22 protein-coding genes and 2 riboswitches are annotated in these 22,534 nt (G+C 70.2%); of the genes, 15 read left to right on the forward strand and 7 right to left on the reverse strand.

The features are described from left to right. The first annotated feature begins 307 nt into the window (after positions 1 to 307). Together ACFWI4_RS16535 and ACFWI4_RS16540 are read left to right on the forward strand one after the other, a co-directional pair. Positions 308 to 1,534 carry a cytochrome P450 gene (locus ACFWI4_RS16535; protein WP_387196270.1) on the forward strand — a complete coding sequence of 409 codons (1,227 nt, stop codon included), beginning with the start codon at positions 308 to 310 and terminating at the stop codon, positions 1,532 to 1,534. Between the two features lie 76 nt (positions 1,535 to 1,610). Further along, complete coding sequence (locus tag ACFWI4_RS16540; RefSeq protein WP_385407999.1) at positions 1,611 to 2,429, forward strand: SAM-dependent methyltransferase; 819 nt, start codon at positions 1,611 to 1,613, stop codon at positions 2,427 to 2,429. 34 nt (positions 2,430 to 2,463) lie between these two features. Here ACFWI4_RS16540 and ACFWI4_RS16545 read toward each other — a convergent pair whose 3' ends face one another. Both ACFWI4_RS16545 and ACFWI4_RS16550 read right to left on the reverse strand, forming a co-directional pair. Continuing rightward, positions 2,464 to 3,573 (reverse strand): S8 family peptidase, encoded by a 1,110-nt coding sequence (locus tag ACFWI4_RS16545; RefSeq protein ID WP_387196273.1) that lies wholly within the window; start codon positions 3,571 to 3,573, stop codon positions 2,464 to 2,466. A gap of 264 nt (positions 3,574 to 3,837) precedes the next feature. Then, entirely contained in the window at positions 3,838 to 4,605 is a 768-nt protein-coding gene (locus ACFWI4_RS16550; protein ID WP_387196276.1) for a calcium-binding protein, read from the reverse strand. Positions 4,606 to 4,933: 328 nt separating this feature from the next. Between ACFWI4_RS16550 and ACFWI4_RS16555 the strand changes: the two genes are divergently transcribed. From ACFWI4_RS16555 to ACFWI4_RS16565, 3 genes are all read left to right on the forward strand, one after another. Further along, positions 4,934 to 5,494, forward strand: a complete 561-nt coding sequence (locus tag ACFWI4_RS16555; protein WP_387196279.1) for a thioredoxin family protein — start codon at positions 4,934 to 4,936, stop codon at positions 5,492 to 5,494. Continuing rightward, on the forward strand, positions 5,485 to 6,027 hold the full coding sequence (locus ACFWI4_RS16560) for a hypothetical protein (protein ID WP_387196282.1): 543 nt from the start codon (positions 5,485 to 5,487) through the stop codon (positions 6,025 to 6,027). Before ACFWI4_RS16555 ends, ACFWI4_RS16560 begins: the two co-directional genes overlap by 10 nt. 322 nt (positions 6,028 to 6,349) lie before the next feature. Further along, on the forward strand, positions 6,350 to 7,993 hold the full coding sequence (locus tag ACFWI4_RS16565) for a TROVE domain-containing protein (protein ID WP_387196285.1): 1,644 nt from the start codon (positions 6,350 to 6,352) through the stop codon (positions 7,991 to 7,993). 390 nt (positions 7,994 to 8,383) lie between these two features. Here ACFWI4_RS16565 and ACFWI4_RS16570 read toward each other — a convergent pair whose 3' ends face one another. Beyond that, on the reverse strand, positions 8,384 to 8,770 hold the full coding sequence (locus ACFWI4_RS16570) for a VOC family protein (protein WP_385391677.1): 387 nt from the start codon (positions 8,768 to 8,770) through the stop codon (positions 8,384 to 8,386). Next, a complete protein-coding gene (locus ACFWI4_RS16575) occupies positions 8,767 to 9,060 on the reverse strand; it encodes an ArsR/SmtB family transcription factor (protein ID WP_387196289.1) in 294 nt (97 codons plus the stop codon). Before ACFWI4_RS16575 ends, ACFWI4_RS16570 begins: the two co-directional genes overlap by 4 nt. Positions 9,061 to 9,137: 77 nt before the next feature. Here ACFWI4_RS16575 and ACFWI4_RS16580 point away from each other — a divergent pair, with 77 nt between their 5' ends. Further along, positions 9,138 to 10,100 carry a serine hydrolase domain-containing protein gene (locus tag ACFWI4_RS16580; protein WP_387196292.1) on the forward strand — a complete coding sequence of 321 codons (963 nt, stop codon included), beginning with the start codon at positions 9,138 to 9,140 and terminating at the stop codon, positions 10,098 to 10,100. 137 nt (positions 10,101 to 10,237) lie between these two features. Here the strand turns inward: ACFWI4_RS16580 and metE are convergent, their stop codons facing one another. Then, positions 10,238 to 12,556: a 5-methyltetrahydropteroyltriglutamate--homocysteine S-methyltransferase gene (metE, locus tag ACFWI4_RS16585; protein WP_387196295.1), complete on the reverse strand. Its 2,319-nt coding sequence runs from the start codon at positions 12,554 to 12,556 to the stop codon at positions 10,238 to 10,240. Positions 12,557 to 12,720: 164 nt separating this feature from the next. Next, positions 12,721 to 12,953, reverse strand: a riboswitch (cobalamin riboswitch). Between the two features lie 59 nt (positions 12,954 to 13,012). Further along, a riboswitch (cobalamin riboswitch) is annotated at positions 13,013 to 13,189 on the forward strand. 150 nt (positions 13,190 to 13,339) lie between these two features. Here metE and ACFWI4_RS16590 point away from each other — a divergent pair. Further along, positions 13,340 to 13,720: a (2Fe-2S) ferredoxin domain-containing protein gene (locus tag ACFWI4_RS16590; RefSeq protein WP_387196298.1), complete on the forward strand. Its 381-nt coding sequence runs from the start codon at positions 13,340 to 13,342 to the stop codon at positions 13,718 to 13,720. A gap of 132 nt (positions 13,721 to 13,852) precedes the next feature. Continuing rightward, positions 13,853 to 14,383: a hypothetical protein gene (locus tag ACFWI4_RS16595; protein ID WP_387196301.1), complete on the forward strand. Its 531-nt coding sequence runs from the start codon at positions 13,853 to 13,855 to the stop codon at positions 14,381 to 14,383. Positions 14,384 to 14,400: 17 nt separating this feature from the next. Here the strand turns inward: ACFWI4_RS16595 and ACFWI4_RS16600 are convergent, their stop codons facing one another. Beyond that, on the reverse strand, positions 14,401 to 14,871 hold the full coding sequence (locus ACFWI4_RS16600) for an HIT family protein (RefSeq protein ID WP_387196304.1): 471 nt from the start codon (positions 14,869 to 14,871) through the stop codon (positions 14,401 to 14,403). A gap of 62 nt (positions 14,872 to 14,933) precedes the next feature. On the opposite strand from ACFWI4_RS16600, the gene ACFWI4_RS16605 reads away from it, so the two are divergent. Both ACFWI4_RS16605 and ACFWI4_RS16610 read left to right on the forward strand, forming a co-directional pair. Then, entirely contained in the window at positions 14,934 to 15,452 is a 519-nt protein-coding gene (locus ACFWI4_RS16605; RefSeq protein ID WP_387196307.1) for an adenylate kinase, read from the forward strand. 268 nt (positions 15,453 to 15,720) lie between these two features. Further along, positions 15,721 to 16,164, forward strand: a complete 444-nt coding sequence (locus ACFWI4_RS16610; RefSeq protein ID WP_387196310.1) for a hypothetical protein — start codon at positions 15,721 to 15,723, stop codon at positions 16,162 to 16,164. 142 nt (positions 16,165 to 16,306) lie between these two features. Here ACFWI4_RS16610 and ACFWI4_RS16615 read toward each other — a convergent pair whose 3' ends face one another. Beyond that, complete coding sequence (locus ACFWI4_RS16615; protein WP_387196312.1) at positions 16,307 to 17,350, reverse strand: helix-turn-helix domain-containing protein; 1,044 nt, start codon at positions 17,348 to 17,350, stop codon at positions 16,307 to 16,309. A gap of 115 nt (positions 17,351 to 17,465) precedes the next feature. Between ACFWI4_RS16615 and ACFWI4_RS16620 the strand changes: the two genes are divergently transcribed. From ACFWI4_RS16620 to ACFWI4_RS16640, 5 genes are all read left to right on the forward strand, one after another. Further along, entirely contained in the window at positions 17,466 to 17,921 is a 456-nt protein-coding gene (locus ACFWI4_RS16620) for a VOC family protein (RefSeq protein WP_387196315.1), read from the forward strand. Positions 17,922 to 18,038: 117 nt separating this feature from the next. After that, positions 18,039 to 18,890, forward strand: a complete 852-nt coding sequence (locus ACFWI4_RS16625) for a hypothetical protein (protein ID WP_387196318.1) — start codon at positions 18,039 to 18,041, stop codon at positions 18,888 to 18,890. 313 nt (positions 18,891 to 19,203) lie between these two features. Then, a complete protein-coding gene (locus tag ACFWI4_RS16630; RefSeq protein ID WP_387196321.1) occupies positions 19,204 to 19,857 on the forward strand; it encodes a response regulator transcription factor in 654 nt (217 codons plus the stop codon). Then, positions 19,848 to 21,116 (forward strand): sensor histidine kinase, encoded by a 1,269-nt coding sequence (locus ACFWI4_RS16635; RefSeq protein WP_387196324.1) that lies wholly within the window; start codon positions 19,848 to 19,850, stop codon positions 21,114 to 21,116. The genes ACFWI4_RS16630 and ACFWI4_RS16635 overlap by 10 nt, the downstream gene beginning before the upstream one ends. Before the next feature lie 38 nt (positions 21,117 to 21,154). Further along, on the forward strand, positions 21,155 to 22,435 hold the full coding sequence (locus ACFWI4_RS16640; protein WP_387196327.1) for a hypothetical protein: 1,281 nt from the start codon (positions 21,155 to 21,157) through the stop codon (positions 22,433 to 22,435). Positions 22,436 to 22,534: the final 99 nt, after the last annotated feature.

Raw genomic sequence — 22,534 nt, forward strand, 5'->3', positions numbered from 1 at the left:
CCGGCCGGCTCAGCCGCGCCGATCCGCTGACAGGACGGACCGGATGGGCGGACTGACCGAACTCGCCAGATGGGTTGGCTGGCCAGGCCGACCTGCTGGCCAGGCCGACCTGCTGGCCAGGCCGACCTGCTGGCCAGGCCGACCTGCTGGCCGGGCCGGTCCGCCGGGCCGGTCCGTCAGGGCGTCGGCCTGCGGGGCAGGCCAGCGCCCCTCCGGCAGGCCGGCGCCCCTCCGTCCGTCCGGAGGTACTCGGCAGGTTCCAGCCGGTACCGTTCGGTGCGGATCACTGGATCAGTAGGGTCGGAGCATGACCCATACAACCCCCGCCCCCCAGGCTCCTGTTGACCCCGCCGAACTCGCCGCCGACCCGTACGCCGTGTACGCGCGGCTCCGCGAGGCCGGGCCCGTGCACCGGGTCACCGGGACGGACGGGCTGCCCGCCTGGCTGGTGACCCGCTACGACGACGTGCGCCAGGCTCTCGCCGACCCCCGGCTCTCCCTGGACAAGCGCAACGCGCCGCCCGGCGGTTACCGAGGCATGGCGTTACCGCCGGCACTGGACGCGAACCTGCTCAACATGGACCCCCCGGACCACACCCGCATCAGGCGACTGGTGAACCGGGCCTTCACCCCACGCCAGATCGAGCGGCTGCGCGAGCCGGTCCGGCGCACCGCCGACCAGTTGCTCGACGTCGTCGCCGCCGCCGAACGCGCGGACCTGATCACCTCGTACGCCGCGCCTCTGCCGATCACCGTGATCTGCGACCTGCTCGGCATACGCCCGGCCGACCGGCTGGACTTCCGTTCCTGGACCGACACTCTCGTCGCCCCCGATCCGACGCGGCCGCACCTCGCCAAGGAGGCGGTCGGCAGCCTGCTGTCGTTCCTCACCCGGCTCATCGCCGACAAACGAACCGCTCCGACCGATGACCTGCTCTCCGCGCTGATCGCCGTGCGCGACGAGGAAGACCGGCTGAGCGAGGACGAGTTGATGTCCTTGGCCTTCCTCATCCTGTTCGCCGGGTACGAGAACACGGTTCACCTCATCGGGAACGCGGTGCTGACCCTGCTGCGCCACCCCGATCAGCTCGCCGAACTACGGGCCGATCCCACGCGCTTGGGCGCGGCGGTCGAGGAACTGGCCCGGTACGACGGCCCGGTGCCCCTCGCCATCCGCCGGTTCCCGACCGAGGACGTCACCATCGGCGGCGTGACCGTCCCCGCGGGGGAGACGGTCCTGCTGTCCCTCGCCGGCGCCCACCGGGACCCGCACCGCTTCGCCGACCCCGACCGCTTCGACATCGACCGCGACGCCACGGGTCACCTCGCCCTCGGCCACGGCATCCACTACTGCCTGGGCGCTCCGCTGGCCCGCATGGAAACCGAGATCGCCCTGTCCGCCCTCCTCGACCGCTTCCCCGACCTGGCCCTGGACGTGCCGCCGGGCGAACTGCGGTGGCGTCCCTCGATGCGCTCCCGTGGTCTCCTCGCCCTTCCGGTCCGCACCGGCGTCACCGGGCCGGACCTCCACTGAACCTCCCCGCGATACTGGGCAGTTCGATGGTCCAAAGTGCTGGGCAGCGGTTCTATCGCAGGGGAGGATGGTCACCATGACGAGCGAAGGCACCTCGATCGACGCCACCAAACCCAGCATCGCGCGCGTGTACGACTATCTGCTGGGCGGCAAGGACAACTACGCCGTGGACCGGGAGATCGGCGATGTGTTCAAACGCGATCTCCCCGGCTCGGTGGCGATCGCGTTCGCCAACCGCTCCGCGCTGACCCGGGCGGTCGCCGAGATCGCGACGACCACCGGCGTGACCCAGTTCATCGACCTGGGCAGCGGTCTGCCCACCGCCGACAACGTCCACCAGGTCGCGCAGCGCCACACCCCGGAATCCCGTGTGGTCTACGTCGACATAGACCCCCAAGTGCTCGTCCACGGGAGGGCGTTGCTGGAGGAGAACGAGCGGACGAGGGTCATCGAGGCCGATGTCCGCGACCCCGAGGCGGTCTACCACCACCCCGAGACGCGCGAACTGATCGACTTCGAGCGCCCGGTGGCCGTCGTGTTCAGCGCCATCCTCCATCATGTCAACGACGAGGAGGACCCCGCCGCGATCGTCCGCTACTGGCGCGACCGGGTGCCCTCGGGCAGCTACTTCTTCGTCAGCCACTTCCGCTCCGGCAACAACCCGGAGACGGCCGAGGCGGAGAAGGTCCTCCAGCAGACGTTCGGCCGTGGCCGCTGGCGTACCGACGAGGAGATCGCCTCCCTGCTGGACGGTCTGGACATCCTCGACCCGGGCGTCGTCGCCGCCCCGCTGTGGCGCCCCACCCCGGTCGGCAAGCTGTGGAACGGCGGCACCGAACGCGAACTCACCGTCTGGGAGCACCTGATCGCCGCGGGGATGGCCCGCAAGGCCTGACGGCACCGGATCGGCTTCTCCGACCCCGCCCGGGTCACAGCCCGCCGGTGTTCAGCAGCCGGTTCGGGGTGTCCGAGCGGACGCCGTGCAGGACACCCCGGGTGGCGGTGTGGTCGAGCCAGACGTGGACCTCGCGCGCCGTGGCGTGCGGGTGCGCCGACAGGTACAGCGCGATCACGCCGGTCGCGTGCGGCGCCGCCCACGACGTCGCGCCGTCGGTCTCCGTGGTCGTACCGCCCCCGGCGAGCGCGGCGGTCACCTTCTGGCCCGGTGCGTACAGGTCCACGCACGGCCCGTACCCCGATCCGTAGGAGCCTCCGTCGGTCCAGGGGCGGTCGTTCGGGGTGGAGGCCGCCACGACGATCGTCCCGGGGACGCCGGCGGGGGAGTGCCCGCACGCGTTGTCGTGGAAGTTGCCGGCCGACACCACCGTCGGGATCCCCGCGTCGACCATCTTCTTCACCGCGGACTCCACGGCCGCTGACCGGTGGTCCAGGTTGAGCGACATGTTCACCACCGCCGGCTTCTGCGCGTGCGCGGTGACCCACTTGACCGACTTCACCACGGCCGCCTCGGCCGCCGCCTGGGAACCGCCGCCCGAGCTCTCGCACAGGACGCCCTGGACCCGTACGAGATCCGCCTTGGGCGCCACCCCGTACCTGGCCCCGCCGATGATGCCCGCGACGAACGTGCCGTGACCGATGCCACTCTCGCTGAAACAGTCGCCGGAGTCCCTCGGGCCCACGAAGTCGGCGCCGAGGTGGGCCCGGCCCCCGAACTCCGCGTGAGCGATGTCCATCCCGGTGTCGATCACATAGACGTGGACGCCCTTGCCCTGGGCGGTCGTCGTGAGCTTCCCGTTCAGGGGCCGTGACCGCTGGTCCAGGATGTCGAGATTCCACGGCACGTGCCGGGTGACGGGCGAGGCCGCGGCCACCTTCGACGACGTGCCCGCGGTGCCGGAGCGCGTCGGCGTCCAACCGGCGGACGCCCCCTGCCCGAAGGGCTTCACCGACTCGCCCTTCCGGTGAGCGGGGACCGCGCCGTCCGCCGCCGCACCGGCCTTCCCGCCGCAGGCCGAGGCCCCGAACACCGTCGCCAGGGCCACCATCAGCAACCCGGCCTTCGTCACGTTCCGCGTCACAACATCCCCCGTATCCCTGCCGTGTGCACAGTCAGCGCACAAGACGACCACAGCGGGCGGGCGGTTCCGGAGGGGGCGTGGAGCGTCGGCTCACGCGCCTGCGGAGGCCGAGTGGCGGCTTCGTGGATCCGCGTTGTCAGTGCCCCCAGGCCGAAGACCTGGGGGTTTCCTTGCGGCGCGAGCCACCGAGCGGAGAGGGTGCCGACCGCGGCGAGGGGGCTGCCAAGAGCTGTCCCTGAGGTGGCCGACCGCACCCGCAGATGTCTACTTCAACGCGACGCCGTCGCCCGACGCCGTGGCCGAGCTGGTCGTACCCGTGCCCGCGAAGTGCCAGCGCCAGGTGCCGGAGGCGTTCGCCGTGGTCGTCGTCTTCAGCTTGCCCGCGCTGTCGGTGGTCACCGTCTTGACGGTGGTGTACGTCGAGGTGCCGGACTTCTTGAACTGGAGGGCGACCTTCTGCGCGGCGAAGCCCACGTAGGCGTTGGTGTTCCAGTCGGCTCGCGTCAGGGCTCCCGTGACTGTCAGCTTCCCGCCCCTGGCGACCGGCTCGGGCGTCGCCTGGGTCGTCGCGAGCTTGGCGAAGCGCTTGATCTTCATGGTGGCGCTGCTGTCGAGCGTGTAGAAGTCACCGTCGTAGCCGGCGGTCTCCACGTCGAGGTGCCACGTGCCGGCCGAGCTGTTGCGGAGATCGAAGTAGTCGGTGCCGTCAGGGTCCAGGTCGTACGACCATACGCACTTCATGGTCGTCGATGTGGGACGCGTGCACGTCGACGAGTTCGCGTACTGGAGGCGGCCGTCCGAGCTCACCAGCTTCAGGCCGGCCATGAGCTTGATGCCCGAGTTGTCCTTGGCGGTGGCGGTGACGGTCAGCTTCTGGACCGCGCTGGTGCCGACGTTGACGGTGGTCTTGCTGAAGGTCACCGACGTGAAGGCGGTGTCGCCCTTGTGGGTGTCCGCCTGGGCGGCGGGCGCGAGAAGAGTGAGCAGCGCCAGGCTGCCGAAGGTGGCGGCCGTGGCCGTACGGATGTGCATGGTTCTCCAGGAACGACAGGATCATGGCGGGGTCCGGATCATCGCAGGTCGTAGGCGTGATCGGCAACGGTCCAAGAGGGCTGACCTGGTGTGCCGAGAAACGTCCGGGGCACGGAGACGGAGTCCCCGCCGCGACTTCCGGATGGCACCGCTGCGCACCCGTCAACGTCACCTGTGCCTGAGCGGAAAACGCAGGAGCAGGCTCGCGTGCCTATGTGCGAAACTACGCGCGCATCTGCCGCTTTCCGGCAGAACACGCAGACCACGCAGGACACCGGCGGCGCCCGCACCATAGGCGGGTTCCGTTCGGCGAACGACAAGGAGTCACGTGAGACGTCCCCTGCTTCCCGCCGCACTGGCATTGGCCGCCTTCGCCCTGCCGGTACTCAGTGGCTGCGAGGCCGTGGCTTCCCACGGGACCCCTGATGCCGTCTCGGCAGCACCCGCCGCGAAGTCGGCTTCACCGGACAGGACTTCGACGGCACCTTCCGCGGGGACGGGCGCGTTCGAGTACGACCCGAAGGCGAACGCGGCGGCCGAGATAGCGGCCGCTCTCAAGCTGGCGAAGCGGGACGGCCGTCCTGTCCTCGTCGACTTCGGCGCCGACTGGTGCATGGACTGCCGCGTCCTGAGCGCCCGCTTCGAAGAAGCCGGGCCGTCCGCGTTGCTGGCCAAGTACCACGTGGTGAAGGTTGACGTCGGCGAGTTCGACCACAACCTCGACGTGGCCAAGCGCTACGTCGACCTGCGTACGAGCGGCATACCCGCCCTGACCGTCCTGGACGCCGCGTCCGGCCGGATCGAGGTGGCCACGAACCAGGGCGAGTTCTCCAACGCCCGTACGATGCCTGCCGCGCAGGTCGAGAAGTTCCTGAAGCGATGGCAGTAGAGGGGCGGCTCCGGGCCCACCGTTCGAGGATCGGCTGCGCGCTCGTGGCGGCCGCCGCCGCGCTCACCGGGTGCGCGGGTCCGGCCGGGACCACAACCACGGCGAGTGCGGCCCCCTTCACGATCGGCGGCGTGACCGTGACGGTGCGGGCGGAATCCCACGACGGCCACTTGCGGGTCCTCGCGGATCTGCGCCCCGAGCAGCCCGGTTTTCACCTCTACAGCCTCACCCTTCCGAACGGCGGCATCGACGGCATCGGCATACCGACCCGCATCCGTGCCGAAGGCGGCTTGAGGGCCACGGGTCCGGCGACCACCGATGCGAAGCAGCGGGTGCTGCGGCCCGCCGGCCTCGATGTGAGCCTGCCCGTGTACGAGGACGGACGGGTCACCCTCGAACTCCCCGTCCGGCGGCTTGAAGACACCGAGAGTGCACGGGTGTTCCTCACGTACGGGGCGTGCAGCGAGACCGCCGGCTGCCTGCCGCCGGTGCGCGACCACGAGGTGACCTTGCGGTTGGGCTCGGCGGGCTGAGAACGCGTCACCCGCCCCGGAAAATGCCTCTGACCAGGGCGGATGCTGAATCGCGGGTGGATCATTAAATCGTTGGTGTGCGACGCGGTGGCGCTTGTACATTGTGATCGCGACCGCGCCTCCGATGCGCTCGGCTGCGGCTACTTCCTTCTGAAACCAAGTTACGCCGCCGCCACTTCTGATCTCGTGAGGCGCGGGCGCGCTGGCCCCGTCGGGGCGCCTTCGCCCCGCCGATCCTTCGGCCCGGGGCCGTCCAGTCATTTGAATCCGGGGGGATTCACTGCCTCGTCACACCCCGCGCGTCTCCAAGATCTGGTCCGAGATGCTCGTGGCCCCGCACATCTCGGCCACCGCCCGAACTCTGGCCCCAGCACGGCTCGTTCATGAGTGCACGCCGCACTTCCGTACATACGAAGGCGGCCCGGCCTTCGTCCGGGAACCCCGCGAGGAACTCTTCCTGCTCGCGGTCGGCAACTTCGTCTCCCAGCGCACCTTTTACGAGAGCGGCGCCGAGCGGGACGAGCGGTACGCCCGCCTCGTCGGTGAACTCGCTCTTCAGGACCCCGATTGGACAGCCGGTCTGCTGCGCTGGCTCCGTGGCGAGGGCAACATGCGCACGGCGTCCCTGGTGGGCGCCGCCGCGTATGTGCGGGCCCGGCTCACAGCGGGGGAGTCCAAGGGCCCGTCGAACCGGTCCGTGATCGACTCGGTGCTCCAGCGTGCCGACGAGCCCGGTGAGTTGCTGGCCCACTGGATCTCGGCGTACGGGCGGAACGTACCGCAGCCGGTGAAGCGGGGCATCGCCGACGGCGTACGCCGTCTGTACACGTCTCGGTCCCTGCTCAAGTACGACACCGCTTCCAAGGGGCTGCGCTTCGGCGACGCCCTCAACCTGGTGCACGCCACCCCCGCCCCCGACAAGCCCTGGCAGGGTGCGCTCTTCCGGTACGCCCTGGACCGCCGCCACCACCCGGAACTGGCGGTCCCGCCGGCCTCCGACCGTCTGCTGACCGCCCACCGGACGCTGATGGAAGTGCCGGTGGACCAGCGGCGTGCCGTGGTGACCGCGCCGCACGGCTCCGAGCGGCTGGCCGCGGCAGGCATGACGTGGGAGGCGCTGGCGGGTTGGCTCCACGGACCGATGGACGCGGCCGTGTGGGAAGCCGTGATCCCCACGATGGGGCCGATGGCGCTTCTGCGGAACCTGCGGAACTTCGACGAAGCGGAAGTCTCGGACGATGTCGCGGCCGAGGTCGCCGCGCGCCTCGCGGACGCCTCCGAGGTGGCCAGGTCCCGGCAGTTCCCCTTCCGCTACCTGGCCGCCCACCAGCACGCGCCGTCGCAGCGCTGGGCGGCCGCGCTGGAACAGGCACTGACCCACTCCCTGAACAACGTGCCGCCGCTGCCCGGCCGGACCCTCATCCTGGTGGACCGGTCCGGCTCGATGTTCTTCGACACCGTTTCCGAGCGATCCAAGCTGACCCGGGCGGACGCGGCAGCCATGTTCGGCACCGCGCTTGCCATGCGCGCCGAGCAGGCGGAACTGGTGGAGTTCGGGTCGACCAGCGTGCGGGTGCCGTTCGCGGCGGGTGAGCCGGTGCTCGAGGTACTGAAACGGTTCCACGACCTGGGTGGCACCCACACCGCGGCGGCGGTGCAGGCGCACTACCGGGGGCACGACCGGGTCCTGATCGTCACCGATGAACAGGCCGCCGCCTGCCGCTGCGCCGGGGGCCCGGCCCAGTCGGTCCCGTCCGACATCCCGGTCTACACGTGGAACCTCGCGGGCTACCAACCCGCCCACATCCCAACGGGCCCCCACCGGCACACCTTCGGCGGTCTCACGGACGCCGCGTTCCGGATGGTCGGCCTCATCGAGGCGGGCCGCGAAGCCGCGTGGCCGTGGACCACCGAAGCCGGGGCGCCCCTCGCGGGCGCACGGGGCGCGGCGCACGGTCATGAGTAGAAGTACGCATGACGCCCGGCGTTTCGGCGTTCGGCGACACAGGCGCGTCCCTGGAGTGCGGCGTGAACCCCCGGACCAAGCAATCCTGGATGGCGACCACGCGGGGGAGCGGACCCAGGTTCTGCCGGCAGGCGGCGTGACGTGGGTGCGGAGGTTGCCGGCTCCGTCCGTCTTGACCGTCCCAGCGGTCACCGTCGTCCGCTTTGACGGTGGCACTGAACTCCCAGACACCCGCGGTGTGATTGACGTCCTCGGGCAGATACGTGACGCGCTTCGCCGTGCCGGGACGCTTCGCGCCCAACGGTGGCTGGGCTTCACGGCATCCGGGGTCCCTGTGCCGCGCTTCGGGACGCGACTGTTCCGGGTCCGTCCGGTCTCGCGTCGGGTGGTCTACTTCTGGTGCACGATCTGGATCAGGTTGCCGCAGGTGTCGTCCAGTACCGCGGTGGTGACGGGACCCATCTCCAAAGGCTCCTGCGTGAAGGTCACCCCGAGATCGCGCAGCCGACTGAACTCCGCCTGCACATCGTCCACGGCGAACGCGGTGGCGGGGATGCCGTCCTGGACCAGGGCCGTCTTGTACGGCTGCACCGCGGGATGGCCCGAGGGCTCAAGCAGTAGTTGGGTCCCGTCGGGATCCTCCGGGGAGACCACGGTCAGCCAACGGTGCTCGCCCAGGGGGACGTCGTGCTTCTTCACGAATCCCAGCACTTCGGTGTAGAAGCGCAGGGCCTTCTCCTGGTCGTCGACGAAGACGCTGGTCAGATGGATCCTCATTGGGTGCTCTCCGAGGTGTCGGGTCTGAGCCATCGGGTCGCGATGCGCTCGAGAGGTTCGGTGTTGAGGTCGTGGAATTTGTATCTGCCCTGGCGTCGCGAGACGACCAGGTCCGCGGACTCCAGCACGGCCAGATGCTGGCTGATCGCCTGACGGGAGAGCCCCAGGCCGTGCTTGGTCACCAGTCGCGCGCATATCTCGAACAGGGTCTGCCCGTCCCGCTCCACAAGCTCGTCAAGGATCCGCCGACGCGTGGGGTCGGCCAGCGCCCTGAAGACATCCTCTGCCACGGTCATCAGCATAGGCAAGCAATCACTTGCCTATCAAGCCGAGCTTGAGCCTTGAGCCGAGCACCTATCGTTGCAGCGTGGAGACGATCGACGGATTTTCCGGTGCCATCCTCGTCACGTGCGGCGGAGTGATCGTCATGCAGGCTTCCGCGGGTATGGCGGACGCGGAGACCGGCACGGTGTGCACGAGCGACACCCGGTTCCAAATCGCCTCGGTGAGCAAGCAGTTCACCGCTTCCGCGGTGATGCTGCTGGCGGAGGAGGGAAGGGTCGGTCTGAACGACCCCATCGCCCACTGGCTGACCGACTGCCCCGAGACCTGGCGAGCACTGACCCTGCATCAACTCCTCTCTCACACCACGGGCTTGGGTCACTGGCCGGAACTCCCCGGCTTCGACGTCAACCACCCCGGCGATGTCCGCACGTTCCTTGAGCGATTTTCGAAGGTGCCTCTTCGCAGCACACCCGGAAGTACGTGGCACTACAGCTCGCCCGGCTACCTCTTGGCGGCCCGGGTCGTCGAGCGCCTCACCGGGCAGCGGTACGCCGACTTTCTCGACGAACAGGTGTTCCGGCCCCTCGGCATGACGTCGACGTCTGTCGGCGCGGCCCCGGTCGAACTGGCCGCCCGCGGCTACCGGGAGAGCCAGCGGGTGGACGTCCCGGAGTTCGCAGCCATGCCGGGGACGGGCGACCTCTGGTCGACCGTCGGCGACCTGGCTCTCCACACCGCCGCCTTCAATGCCGGACAACTGCTCTCCGCCGGGTCCCGCGAGGCGATGGTGACTCAGTACGCCCCCATGGCGGGCGCCTGGGGCACCGACGGGCCGACGATCGCCGACGGCTACGGGTACGGCTACGCCCTCGGCACGCTGTCCGGGCTTCCCCTGCGCTTCCATATCGGTGACAACCCGGGATACCAGTCCTTCCTCGGTTGGCTGCCCGCCCGTGACATGACCATCGTGATCCTCTGCAACAACGAGGAGACCAGCCTCGACGACGTCCTGCGACAACTCGCGCCCGTAGTGCTCGATGCTTGAGTCGAGCCTGGAGAAGCTCGGCGCGCGCGTCAGCCCTGGTGCTGGCCATGCCGAGAGCCATGGGCCGATGCTTTCTGCGCTGCCGGGGCCGGGGGAGGGCGGCAGGAGCGTCCTCCCCCGGCCGATGGGGTCTGCGGTCAGGACGCGGCAAGCTCCGCACGGAGCGTGCGGGCCGCGGTGACCAGGTTCTCCAGCGAGGTACCGGTCTCGGGCCAGCCGCGGGTCTTCAGGCCGCAGTCGGGGTTGACCCACAGCCGCTCCGGCGGGATCGCCTCAAGTCCCTTGCGCAGCAAGGCCGCCGCCTCGTCCGCGCCCGGCACGCGCGGGGAGTGGATGTCGTACACGCCCGGCCCCGCCTCGCGCGGATAGCCGTGTGCGGCCAGTTCACCGGCGACCTGCATATGGGAGCGCGCGGCTTCGAGGCTGATGACGTCGGCGTCGAGGTCGTCGATGGCCCGGACGATGTCGCCGAACTCCGCATAGCACATGTGCGTGTGGATCTGGGTGTCAGGCCGCACACCGCCGGTGGTGAGGCGGAACGCCTCGGTCGCCCAGGTCAGGTACCCCGCCCGGTCGTCGGCCCGCAGCGGCAGTGTCTCACGCAGGGCCGGTTCGTCGACCTGGATCACCGACGTCCCGCTCCTCTCGAGATCGCCGACCTCGTCCCGCAGCGCGAGGGCGACCTGCCGCGCGGTGTCGGCGATCGGCTGGTCGTCGCGCACGAAGGACCAGGCGAGCATGGTGACGGGCCCGGTGAGCATGCCCTTGACCGGTCGGGAGGTCAGGGACTGGGCGTACGACGTCCAGCGCACCGTCATCGGTTCGGGGCGGGAGATGTCGCCGGCCAGGATCGGCGGGCGGACGTAGCGGGTGCCGTAGGACTGGACCCAGCCGTGCCGGGTGGCGAGGTATCCGGTGAGCTGCTCGGCGAAGTACTGGACCATGTCGTTGCGCTCGGCCTCCCCGTGCACGAGGACGTCCAGGCCCGTCTTCTCCTGGAAGGCGACGACCTCCTGGATCTCGGTCCTGATCCGCTCCTCGTAGCCGACGGTGCCGATGCGGCCCGCGCGCAGATCGGCCCGGGCGGCCCGCAGTTCGTCCGTCTGCGGGAAGGAGCCGATGGTCGTCGTCGGGAGCAGGGGGAGGCGCAGGTGCGCGCGCTGGGCCGCGGAGCGTTCCGCGTACGGCGCCGCGCGGCGGGCGTCGGCCTCGGTGACGGCCGCGGCGCGGGCCCGTACCTCCGGGGCGAACGTGATGGGCGAGTTCGTACGGGAGGCGAGGTCGGCGCGGTTGGCGGAGAGGGCGGCGGCGATCGCGCCGGTGCCCTGGGCGAGCCCCTTGGCCAGGGTGACGACCTCACGCGTCTTCTGTTCGGCGAAGGCGAGCCAGCGCAGGATGCCCGGTTCGACGTCCCGTTCCGGGGCGGTGTCGATCGGGACGTGCAGCAGGGAGCAGGACGCGGACACGTCGACGCGGCCGGCCAGCCCGAGCAGGGTGCCCAGCGTGGACAGCGACTTCTCCAGGTCGTTGACCCAGATGTTGCGGCCGTCGACGACACCGGCGACCAGACGCCTGCCGGGCAGGCCGCCCACCGCCGCGAGGGCGTCGAGGTTGGCCGCGGCCGGTCCGGTGAAGTCGAGGGCCAGACCCTCGACCGGGGCCTTGGCGAGCACCGGCAGCGCCTCGCCGAGCCGGTCGAAGTAGGAGGCGACCAGCAGCTTGGGCCGGTCGGTGAGGGCGCCGAGGCCGCGGTAGGCGCGGCCGACGGCGTTCAGCTGCGCCGGGGTGCGGTCCTGGACGAGAGCGGGCTCGTCCAGCTGGACCCATTCGGCACCCGCGGCGCGCAGGAGCGCGAGGACCTCGGCGTACACCGGGAGCAGCCGGTCCAGCAGGGTGAGGGGGTCGAAGTCGGCGGACACGCCCGGTGCGGGCTTGGCCAGCAGCAGGAAGGTGACCGGACCGAGCAGGACGGGCCGGGCGGTGAGGCCCAGTGCGACGGCCTCCTCCAGTTCCGCGACCTGCTTGGCCGCGTCGGCCGAGAACACCGTGTCCGGGCCGAGTTCGGGGACCAGATAGTGGTAGTTGGTGTCGAACCACTTGGTCATCTCCAGCGGAGCGACGTCCTGGGTGCCGCGGGCCATGGCGAAGTAGCCGTCGAGCGGGTCGGCCGCGACGGCCTCCCTGTGCCGTGCGGGGATCGCGCCGACCATGACGGTGGTGTCCAGCACATGGTCGTAGTACGAGAAGTCGCCGGTGGGCACCTCGTCGATGCCTGCCTCGGCGAGCCGCCGCCACTTGCCCTGGCGCAGGCCGGCCGCCGTGCTGCGCAGGGCGTCGGCGGTGACCCGGCCCCGCCAGTAGCCCTCGATCGCCTTCTTCAGTTCCCGGTTCGCTCCCTGGCGGGGGTAGCCGTACACGGTGGACCGTGCTGCCGCGGTTGCGGGCTCGGTGGTCACGGAGATCTCCTTCGCGAGATGAATCCCTGAGATCCCGGAGACGGGACGAGAGCGCGAAGGGGTGACGGAACCGGACGGTGCCGACCTCGCGCGCAGGGCGCGGCCGTCCGTCTGGTGTGTCGCCGACCCGCCCTCGAGGTCACCGGGATGTCCGCGCACGAGTGGTTCGGGCGCGGGCAGTTGGCAGGTCTTCGGACTCGCGGGCACGTCCCGTCGTACGAGGTCGTACGAGACACCTACTGGCCGTCGCTTCCCGGATCCCGTACGTCGGACCCAGTGCGTATGACGGCGGTCGTTCCCACTCACCGCTGCGGGGCAGTCCCGGATTCCCACCGGGTTCCCTCTTGCGACGCATCCCGCCTGGCGGACGGGGCGAACCAGCTGCGTACGCCACCCTACGGGTTCGTCGCGCGCGAAGGGCGCGGAACCTCCGTCATCCGGGCAGCGAACGGGACTTGATAACCTCGACGGGCCAGTCGAACCACATCCGTGGTCAGGGAATCCGGTGCGAATCCGGAGCTGACGCGCAGCGGTGAGGGGGACGGGCGGGGCACTGCGCCACTGGGAGACCGGGAAGGCGTCCCGTCCGGACGAACCCGAGTCCGAAGACCTGCTGGCACCTCCGTCCCCCGGAGGCCCTGTAGGCCGGCTCCGCGTACGAGCCCCGACCCCCGAGGCATGCCCATGCTCCGAACTCCCGCTTCGCCCCGTACACCCGGCTCGGCCCCCACCTCGGGCGCGGCCCGCACCCCCGTTCCAGCCCGTACCCCCGAATCGCATGCGGTGTCCGACGACCGCCGCGACGAGAAGCGCGTCGCCGCCGAACCGGCGCCGTGCCGGGTCGTCGTCTGCCGGGACTGCTGCTGCGGAACCCCGAAAGTCACCGGCGTGGATCACGAACGGCAGCTCGCGCGGCTGTCCGAGCAGGTGCCGGTACGGGTCTCGGCCTGCCTCGATGTGTGCGAACACGCCAACGTGATCGTCGTCCAGCCTTCGGCGGCCGCGCGTGCCGCCGGAGCCCGACCCGTCTGGCTCGGCCTCGTCAACGACGCCGAGGCCACCGCGGACATCACCGACTGGGTCCGGGCCGGCGGCCCCGGTGTCGCTCCCTGCCCCGACATCCTCGACCTGTACGTGTTCACCCCGCCCCGGAGGACGCGATGAGCGGGCGAGACGTCCCGCGACTACGGGGCGGCAACGAGCGCACAACGAGTGGACGGCGTCCTGCGGCCGGAGGCCGGTCGCGCCCTAACCTCTGAGCAGAGGACGGTACGCGTCCCGGGGGAGGGGTCCGCCATGAGGTCGACCACCGCGCGTTCAGGGTTCCGCTGTCTCGCCGGAGCCGTCGTCACGGCCGCGGTCCTGGCCACGACGTCCGGGTGCACGGTTCCCGTGGACGCCGTCGCCGGCGTCTCCGTGACCGGCGACGGCCATCTGATCGGCGTCATGATGGTGTGCGGACACCGGATCGACGGCGCGACGCTCTACGTGGACGACCCCCACGCCGACAAGACGGTGACGGTCGGCTCATGGACCGCCCGCCCTCCACTCACGCACGGTCTGACCACCTGGCCGCTCCAAGCTCCCGCCGCCGGCTGGACCGCGACCAAACCCCTCGGCCCGCTCGCCTCCAGGACCACCTACACGCTCTACGGGTGGACGAACGACAACTCGTCGTCGTCGGGCAGTATTTCCTTCACCTCGGCCGACCGGAGCCGGCTCTCGCCGGGACGGATCCTGTACGACACGGTCTCGGACAACGGCGACGAAACCACCAGAGCCGTGTCCGTCGCGGAGTTCAAGACCAAGGCCTGCCAGGACATGTGACCCCCGAGGGCGCCCGCTCAGGCCTGCGCGTTGGAGGCTTCACCGAGCAGAGCGCGCAGGGAGTGGGCCATCCGGTCCGCCTCGTCGGAGGGCACCGACTCCTCGGCGGGCCGCCCGAGCAGCTCGAAGACGCCCGGTCCGCGGTGCTCGGGTCGCAGGTCGGCCGCGCGCGGAACGATGTGGAAGTGCACGTGCGAGAAGCCTTCCGCCTCCGCGAACTGGATGACGTAGGTCTTCTCGCAGCCGGTCACGCCCCTCAGCGCCCGGGAGAGCCCGACCTGCCACATCCCCAGGGATGCCGCCTCGGCGTCGGTGAGGTCGTGCACCGCGGTCACGTGCCGCCGGGGCACGAGCACCAGCCAGCCGGGCACGGCGCTGTTGAACACGTGGGCCACGCGCCAGTGTTGGTCGGACGCGACGCACTCACGGGGCGGAAGGGCGTCGAACTCGGCTTCCTTGCGGCAGACATAGCAGTCGGGAGTCGTCATGGACCGAGAGCGTATAGCTGTCCCCCGCGGCCTCCTTCGGGCCGGCGGGATAGGGTGCGGCCGTGCAGCGGATCTTGGTGGTGGGTGTGACGGGGGCGGGCAAATCCACGCTCGCGAGGGTGTTGAGCACCCGACTGGGCCTGCCCTACCACGAGATGGACGCGCTCTACTTCGACGGCCCCGGCTGGTCCGTCAACGACGGACTGACCGACGACGTGACCGCTCTGGTCGCCGAGCCGCGCTGGGTCGTCGACTCGCTCGGCTACCCGGAGGTGCGCGACCTGCTCTGGGAGCGGGCCGACACCGTGGTCTGGCTGGACTATCCGAGGCGCGTGGTCATGCCCCGGGTCCTGCGCCGGTCCCTGAAGCGCACCGTGACGCGCGAGGCACTCTTCGGCGGGAACAGGGAGACGTGGAGGGGCTGGCTGAGCCGGGAACACCCGGCGTGGTGGGCCTGGTCCCAGCACGGACCCCGCCACCGCGAAATCGCCCACCGCCTCGCCGACCCCCGCTTCGCCCCCCTCGAAACCCACCACCTCGGCCGCCCCCAGGACACCGAGACCTGGCTGGCGTCCCTCTGACCCAGGTCGACACAGGGGCCGGCCCCGACTCCCGCCCGGCGGGGCGTGGACGCGAGGCCACCGGCTGACCGGTGTGCGCATGACCGCTGCACGCAAGGTCAAGAGGTCCCGCACGCCACGTCAACTCCGTCGCACCGGCCGTTGGCATCTTTGACGAGGGAACTGCGGCGGCGACTGGCCTCCACTCGTACGACCGGCCGGCCGGTCCGCCATGTACCCGCACCTCCGCAGCACCGCACTGGGACGTTTCGAATGGAGGACCGTGAGTATGAGCATGACCCGCAAGCTTGCAGCGGCCGTCGCGACGGCCGGTCTGGCCGTGTCCGCCCTCATCGGCGCCAACGGAACCGCGTCGGCGGCCGCGGGACAGAGCTTTCTGTACCGGGGCGAGGCCCTGCACGTAGGGCAGATGATCTATCGGTTCTCCCCGCAGGGCTGGCAGATCCAGCTCGTCATGCAGAACGACGGCAACCTGGTCGAGTACCTCCGTTTCGACGACGGCAGCCGCTACGTCTGCTGGGCGACGAACAGTTGGGGTTCCGGGAACAACAACTGGGCTGTCTACCAGACGGACGGCAACTTCGTGGTCTACAACAGCAGCGGCGGAGCGGTCTGGGCCTCGAACACCAAGGGGGGTGGAGGCTCGACCGTCGACATGAACGCGAACGGCGTCCTCTACGTCGGCACCAAGGCCATCAACAACGGCTGCTGAGACAGGCGTGAACATCCTTCCGCGGGCACGCGCGGGCCCGCGGAAGGATGGGCCGGGAGCCGGGAGCCGGGAGCCGGGAGCCGGGAGCCGGGAGCCGGGAGCCGAGAGCCGGGAGTTGGCCTGGGCGCACCGAAGGCCGGACTCAGAAGTCGTCGACGCACAGCGCCCGGAACTCGGTGGGGCTGATTCCGTAGGCCTCGCGGAAGGAACGGCTGAAGACCGCCGGTCCGCTGAAGCCCCAGCGGGCGGCGATGGCGCTCACATGACGGGCACGCAGACCGGGGTCGATGAGGTCGCTGCGGCACCGTTCCAGGCGGCGCCGGCGTATCCGGGCGCGGACGCTCTCGCCCCGGTCGTGAAACAGCTGGTGCAGCGTGCGCACCGACAGGTGATGGTGGGCGGCGACCGCCGACGGATTCAGTTCGGGGTCGCCGAGATTGTGCTCGATGAACGCGTGGATCCGCTGCACCAGCGCCTGTGTCCTGACTTCGGCCGGAAGCTGGTCCTCGGTGTCGATGTGCTGGGCCAGGCAGGCCGTCGCGAGGTCGACGGCGACGGAGCCCAGACGACGCAGCTCCTGCGGACCGCACTCCGCGCCGTGGTCTTCGAGCGCGGTCATGAAGGACGACAGGATCGCGGCCAAGCCCTCGCCGCCCGGGATGCGGCGGGCCAGCACCTGGTCGAGGCGCTGGGTGCGCAGCGGCACGATGTCGCGGGGCAGCAGCAGGATCGTCGCCTGCACCTGGCCGCCCGTGGCGGACATCCGGTTGTACGAAGGGCGCGAGGTGTCCCAGAGCATCAGGTCACCGAGCCCGATGACGCACTCGTTCCGGTGCTGAGACAGGGACGTGGCCCCCTTGCGCAACAGGGCCAGCTGGTACTGCTCCGGGTCGCCGCGCCGGATCATCGCGGCCGTGCGCCGGGATTGCAGCGGCGACAAGGAGAACCTCGACACCCGGACGTCGCCGAGGTCCAGCACCGCGGCCTCGCCCTGGAACTCGGCGGGCTGCTCGCTGCTGAGCGCGGCGGGCATCACCTCACGCGAGACGATGTCGGAGTACCAGTCGAACCGTTCCCCTGCCGGAACCTCGCACGTTGACAACACTGACCACATCCAGCGCCCCCGTTGGATCTCGTCGACGGCCACCAGGATGCAGGACCACACCCGTGCCACGCGCCTCGGCATGCCCGACGCCGCCGAAACTCACGGGACGAACGAGACCCGGACGGCGACAAGTCACGGTGCTCGGCTGCGCGTGCTGTGCTGCTCGATTGTCAGAGGCGTCTGGCATGGTCTGGGCATGGAGATGACGTGGATGCTGACGGTCGACTGTGCCGATCCCCGAAGGATGGTCGCGTTCTGGTGCGAGGCCCTGGGGTACGTTCCCGAGCCTCCTCCCGGCGGGCATGCCACCTGGCGGGAGTACTGGGCGGACATGGGGGTGCCCGACGAGGAGTTGCCCGAAGGCGCGGGGGACATTCCGGAGTCGATCGTCGACCCCGCGGGGCACGGGCCCCGGATGTGGTTCCAGAAGGTTCCCGAGGCCAAGGTCACCAAGAACCGCATTCATTTCGACCTCAAGGTCGGTGGCGGGCGTGATGTCCCCTTGGAGATCCGTACCCAGCGGGTCACCGCCACGGTGGAAAGACTGGTCGCGGCCGGCGCCCGCGTGGGCCGGATCACGGATCGGCCGGAGATGGCGCACTACGCCGTCATGCTGGAGGACCCGGAGGGCAACGAGTTCGACGTCGTCTAGAACCTGTCCGGCCTCACCTCCAGTGCCTGCCGTCCGGCGGACGGCCGGACGGCGGTGCGCGTGGTGTCGGGCGGTGGTCAGGATGTGTTCAGGTTCCCTGCGGCACGGTCGAGCACCATGACCCTTGAGAGTCCTGAGACCTCCGGGTTCCCAGTGGCGACTTCGCGCGCGGTTCCGCCGTCCGGTCGTCGGCCGGGCCGGAACAGAGTCCCCGAAGTCACGGCCTACTTCTGGACGATAAAGGTCCTTTGCGCGACGGTCGGGGCCACCGCGGTCCATCTGCTGAACCAGAAGGCCGGTCTCGGCCTGACCGCGGTGTCGGTGCTGATGACTGCGTTGCTGGCCGTCGTGCTGGCCGCCCAGTTCCGCAGCACGGAGTACCGGGCGGGTGTGTACTGGCCGACCGTCGCCCTGGTCGGCACCGTCGGCACCCTGGCCGGCGACAACCTCGTCGACGCCACGGGCGCCACGCCGGAGACGACCTCCTCGGTCTTCGTCGTCGCCCTCGCGATCGTGTTCGTGGTCTGGTACCGGCGCGAGGGCACGCTCTCGATCCACAGCATCGACACGACCCGCCGCGAGTCCTTCTACTGGCTGGCCGTGCTGTTCGCCTTCGCCCTCGGCACCGCCGCCGGCGACCTCGTGTCGGAGCGGCTGCACCTGGGCCACTGGCTGTCCGCGGTGCTGTTCGGCCTCGCCATCGCCGCCGTGGGCCTGGCACACTTCCAGCTCGACCTGGACCTCGTGTGGAGCTTCTGGACCGTCTACGTCCTGACCCGTCCGCTCGGCGCCTCCGTCGGCGACTACCTCTCCCGACCTAGCGGCGACGGTGGTCTTGAGCTGGGCACGGTCGTGACCGGCGCGCTGTTCTCGATGGTGATCGTCGGACTGGTCGTGTACCTGGCAGCGACGCGTGTGGACGTCACGGACGTCACCGACCCGGAGCACGACCGTCGGCACGTGGCCTGACCGGCTTTTTCGAGATCACATACATGGGTGGCGCGTGGCGGCTGTGACGCACGTCGCTGAATCGGCTGGGGATGCGGGAGTCCACCCGGTGAGCGGTTAAGGTTCCAGATGGCTTCTACAAGGCTGTAGTCATGATGGGCGCCCGGTCCGCGCTCATCGTGCCGCAAGGACCGGTGAACGTCACCACGGCGGCTCGCCGGGGCGAGGACCGTCCATCCGCGCCGGAAGGGGACACCGTCATGAGTCCCGCGGACGGCACGTGTGGCGACCACGAGGAACGATGCACTCCGCCTGGACGACCTAGGGGCAGCACGTGGCTTTCATCATGGTGTGCGAGGACGACGCGGCGGTCCGTGACGTTCTCAAGCGCGCCCTCGAGCACGACGGCCACGAGATCGCCGTCACCCCCACGGCGGACAGCCTGCTGGGCAACCTCGACCCGACCCCTCAACTGATCGTCCTGGATCTGGGGCTCCCGGACGCCGACGGCCGCGATGTCTGCCTGGCGCTGAGGGCACGCGGCGTCGACGCTCCGGTCCTGATGCTCACCGCTCTGGACGGCATGCACCACAAGGTGGGCGGCTTCGAGGCGGGAGCCGACGACTACATGACGAAACCGTTCGACATCCCGGAGCTCCTGGTGAGGGTTCGCGCCCTGCTCCGCAGGACGACCGCGGCGACCCCGCAGAACGGCGTCATCCTCGACCCGGCGAAGCACGTCGTGACCCACGGTTCGACGAGCGAGAGCCTGACGCCGACCGAGTTCCGCCTGCTGGGCCGGCTGGTCGCTTCGCAGGGCGACGCCGTGCGCCGCCACGCCCTCGTCGCCGCCGGCTGGCCGTACGGCGCGCACGTCAGCGACAACACCCTCGACTCCTTCGTCCGACGGCTACGGACCAAACTCGGTGCGCTGGGCGTGGCCGATCGCCTGGCGACGGTCCGTGGGGTGGGCTACCGATGGGAGTGACGGGCTTCCGCGGGAGGGTCGTCGCCCTCGCGGTCCTGATCGCGACAGCGGTGGTCGCGGTCCTGGTGGTGGTCTCACACGTGCTGCTGAGCCAGGTGACCGACGCGGACGCGAACGCTCTGGCGCACACCCGCGCGGAGGCGGTCGCGGCGAACGTGGTCGTACGCGGTGGCCACGTCGTGCTGATCGAGGGCGGAAACGAAGCGCTGGACACGGTCTCGTGGGTGTACGCCGACGGGCACCTCATCGACGGGCTCGTGCCGGACGGCCTCCTCGGCCGCGTCGACGCGCTGGTCGGATCCGGGCAGTCCCGAACCACCACGGTCGGCAGCCACCTTCTGTACGCCCGGCCGATCGGGCTCCAAGGCCACCACGTGATGGCGGTCGTGCGGGTGGACCTGACGCCGTACGAGACGTCGGAGCAGCGCAGCCTGACGATGTCGCTCATGCTGGGCGGCGTCGTCATCCTTCTCGCGGGCGTCGTCGCCTACGTCGTGGTGGGTCGCGCGTTGCGGGTGGTCCACGACATGGCCGCGCTCGCCGACGACTGGAGCGATCACGGACGCGGGCGCCGATTCGACCTCGGCGATCCGCGCGACGAGTTCGGGGAGCTCGGGCGAACCCTCGACCGCCTGCTCGACCGTGTGGACAACGCGCTCGCCGACGAGCGCCGGCTCACCGACGAGATCGCCCACGAACTGCGGACCCCCTTGACGGCCCTGCGGGGCGAGGCGCAATTGGCCCAGCTCTCCGGTCATCGTCTGGCACCGGAGTCCGTTCTGACCGAGGTGGACCGTCTGAACACGGCGATCACGACGATCCTGGGCTCCGCCCGGTCACGGATCGACGGCGACACCTGTTGCGATCTCACGGCGGCGGCGCGACAGGCGATCGCCGGTCGCTCCATCGATCTCGCCGTCCCCTCCGACGTCGACGTCGCCGTGGCCGAGGAATTCGTCGTCGCTGTGCTGTCACCCCTGCTGGAGAACGGCCTGCGCCATGCGAGGTCGCGCGTCTGGGTCACGGGGCGCGTCGAGCCGCAGGGGGCCGTGATCGACGTCCTCGACGACGGCCCGGGGTTCGATCCGGCCGAGGTGGACCGGGTCTTCGAAGCGGGTGTGACCAGCGGCGGCGGGCACGGGCTGGGGCTGGCCGTGGTGAAGCGCCTCGCCGCGTCCGCGGGCGTGGCGGTCCGCGCGATCGCCGACGGTCGCGGTCGCGTCGAGGTCACCTTCCCCACGCCCGAGGCGGTCGCGTAGTCAGGTTGAGTGCAGGTTGGCCGAGGCAGCCTGGCCGCATGACGACGACAAGCGAAGTCGGCACAGGCCACCGCAGCGGGCGGCTGATGCTGAACAAGGTTCCCGAGGTCACCATCTGGTTCTGGGTGATCAAGATCCTCTGCACGACGGTCGGTGAGAGCTTCGCCGACTGGATCAACATGAAGCTGGGCGTCGGCCTGGTGAACACGGCGTGGATCTTCACCGCGGTGTTCGTCGTGGTCCTGGTCGTCCAGATGCGGCTGAAGCGGTACGTCCCGTTCCCGTACTGGCTGACCGTGGTCGTTGTCAGCGTCACGGGAACGCTCTACACCGACATCTTGACCGACCAGCTCAACGTGCCGCTGTGGATCAGCTCCAGCGTGTTCTCGGTGATGCTCGCCGTGGTCTTCGGCGTGTGGTGGCTGCGCGAGCGCACCCTCTCGATCCACTCGGTCACGACCCGCTCGCGTGAGTCCTTCTACTGGCTCACCGTTCTCGTCACCTTCGCGCTCGGGACCGCGACCGGCGACTGGACCCTGGAGCTCACCGGCTGGAGCCCGGGTGCGTCGGTCCTCCTGCCGCTCGGCCTCATCGCGGCGATCACGCTGCTGTGGAAGTTCGGCGCCAACCCGGTGCTGTCCTTCTGGCTCGCCTACATCCTGACCCGCCCGCTGGGTGCCAACATCGGTGACTGGCTCGCCGCGCCGAAGGTCGCTCAGGGCCCCGGCGAACCGACCGGCCTCGCGCTGGGCACCTTCACCACAAGCCTGATCTTCCTCGGTCTGATCCTGGCGACCGTCGTCTACCTGACGGTGACGCGCTCCGACGTGACCGAGACCTACGACGCCACGCACACCCCGCAGGTCACCGCCGATCCGCGGAGGGAGCGTGTCGGCCTGGCCTGCTTCGGTCTTCTCGCGGTCGCCACGGGGGCCTTGCTGGTCTGGGCGCACGGCCAGCCGCACGTCGGACCGGCGCCGGAGGGCGACGCCACCTCCACCGTTCACCTCGCCCCCGGCCAGGCCGTGAAGAAGTTCCCGGCGGCGAAGGTCGACGCGCTGAAGGCACTCGCTTCGACCTCGCTCAAGGACGCACGCTCGGGCGACGCGTCCGGTGCCCACAAGGCCACCCAGTCCCTGCGCGACCTCTGGGACGCCGATCAGGCCACGTTGCAGCCGCTGGACAACACCGGCTGGACGTTCCTCGACGCCCAGATGGACCAGGTGCTGAAGACCTTCGGCATCGACCACTCGAACCCGCCGATGTCACCGGCACAGCAGGAGGCCGAGCTCAACACCCTCCTCACCGACATGCGCTGACGGAGCCGATCGGCGGTGGCTTCCCGAAGCCACCGCCGATCACCCTCCCGCAGGGCTTGAGAGGCATGACGCAAAGGGGCCGGCGCGCCGCGGCACGTC

It is taken from the genome of Streptomyces sp. NPDC127038, from assembly GCF_042725875.1.
Classification (GTDB): domain Bacteria; phylum Actinomycetota; class Actinomycetes; order Streptomycetales; family Streptomycetaceae; genus Streptomyces.

What these genes read in the sequence shown, in the direction of transcription:
- ACFWI4_RS16535 (WP_387196270.1), top strand. Translation starts at nt 308, where the DNA reads ATGACCCATACAACCCCCGCCCCCCAGGCTCCTGTTGACCCCGCCGAA.
- ACFWI4_RS16540 (WP_385407999.1), top strand. Translation starts at nt 1,611, where the DNA reads ATGACGAGCGAAGGCACCTCGATCGACGCCACCAAACCCAGCATCGCG.
- ACFWI4_RS16550 (WP_387196276.1), bottom strand. Translation starts at nt 4,605, where the DNA reads ATGCACATCCGTACGGCCACGGCCGCCACCTTCGGCAGCCTGGCGCTG.
- ACFWI4_RS16560 (WP_387196282.1), top strand. Translation starts at nt 5,485, where the DNA reads ATGGCAGTAGAGGGGCGGCTCCGGGCCCACCGTTCGAGGATCGGCTGC.
- ACFWI4_RS16565 (WP_387196285.1), top strand. Translation starts at nt 6,350, where the DNA reads ATGCTCGTGGCCCCGCACATCTCGGCCACCGCCCGAACTCTGGCCCCA.
- ACFWI4_RS16570 (WP_385391677.1), bottom strand. Translation starts at nt 8,770, where the DNA reads ATGAGGATCCATCTGACCAGCGTCTTCGTCGACGACCAGGAGAAGGCC.
- ACFWI4_RS16595 (WP_387196301.1), top strand. Translation starts at nt 13,853, where the DNA reads ATGAGGTCGACCACCGCGCGTTCAGGGTTCCGCTGTCTCGCCGGAGCC.
- ACFWI4_RS16600 (WP_387196304.1), bottom strand. Translation starts at nt 14,871, where the DNA reads ATGACGACTCCCGACTGCTATGTCTGCCGCAAGGAAGCCGAGTTCGAC.
- ACFWI4_RS16610 (WP_387196310.1), top strand. Translation starts at nt 15,721, where the DNA reads ATGAGCATGACCCGCAAGCTTGCAGCGGCCGTCGCGACGGCCGGTCTG.
- ACFWI4_RS16615 (WP_387196312.1), bottom strand. Translation starts at nt 17,350, where the DNA reads ATGCCGAGGCGCGTGGCACGGGTGTGGTCCTGCATCCTGGTGGCCGTC.
- ACFWI4_RS16620 (WP_387196315.1), top strand. Translation starts at nt 17,466, where the DNA reads ATGGAGATGACGTGGATGCTGACGGTCGACTGTGCCGATCCCCGAAGG.
- ACFWI4_RS16625 (WP_387196318.1), top strand. Translation starts at nt 18,039, where the DNA reads ATGACCCTTGAGAGTCCTGAGACCTCCGGGTTCCCAGTGGCGACTTCG.
- ACFWI4_RS16635 (WP_387196324.1), top strand. Translation starts at nt 19,848, where the DNA reads ATGGGAGTGACGGGCTTCCGCGGGAGGGTCGTCGCCCTCGCGGTCCTG.
- ACFWI4_RS16640 (WP_387196327.1), top strand. Translation starts at nt 21,155, where the DNA reads ATGACGACGACAAGCGAAGTCGGCACAGGCCACCGCAGCGGGCGGCTG.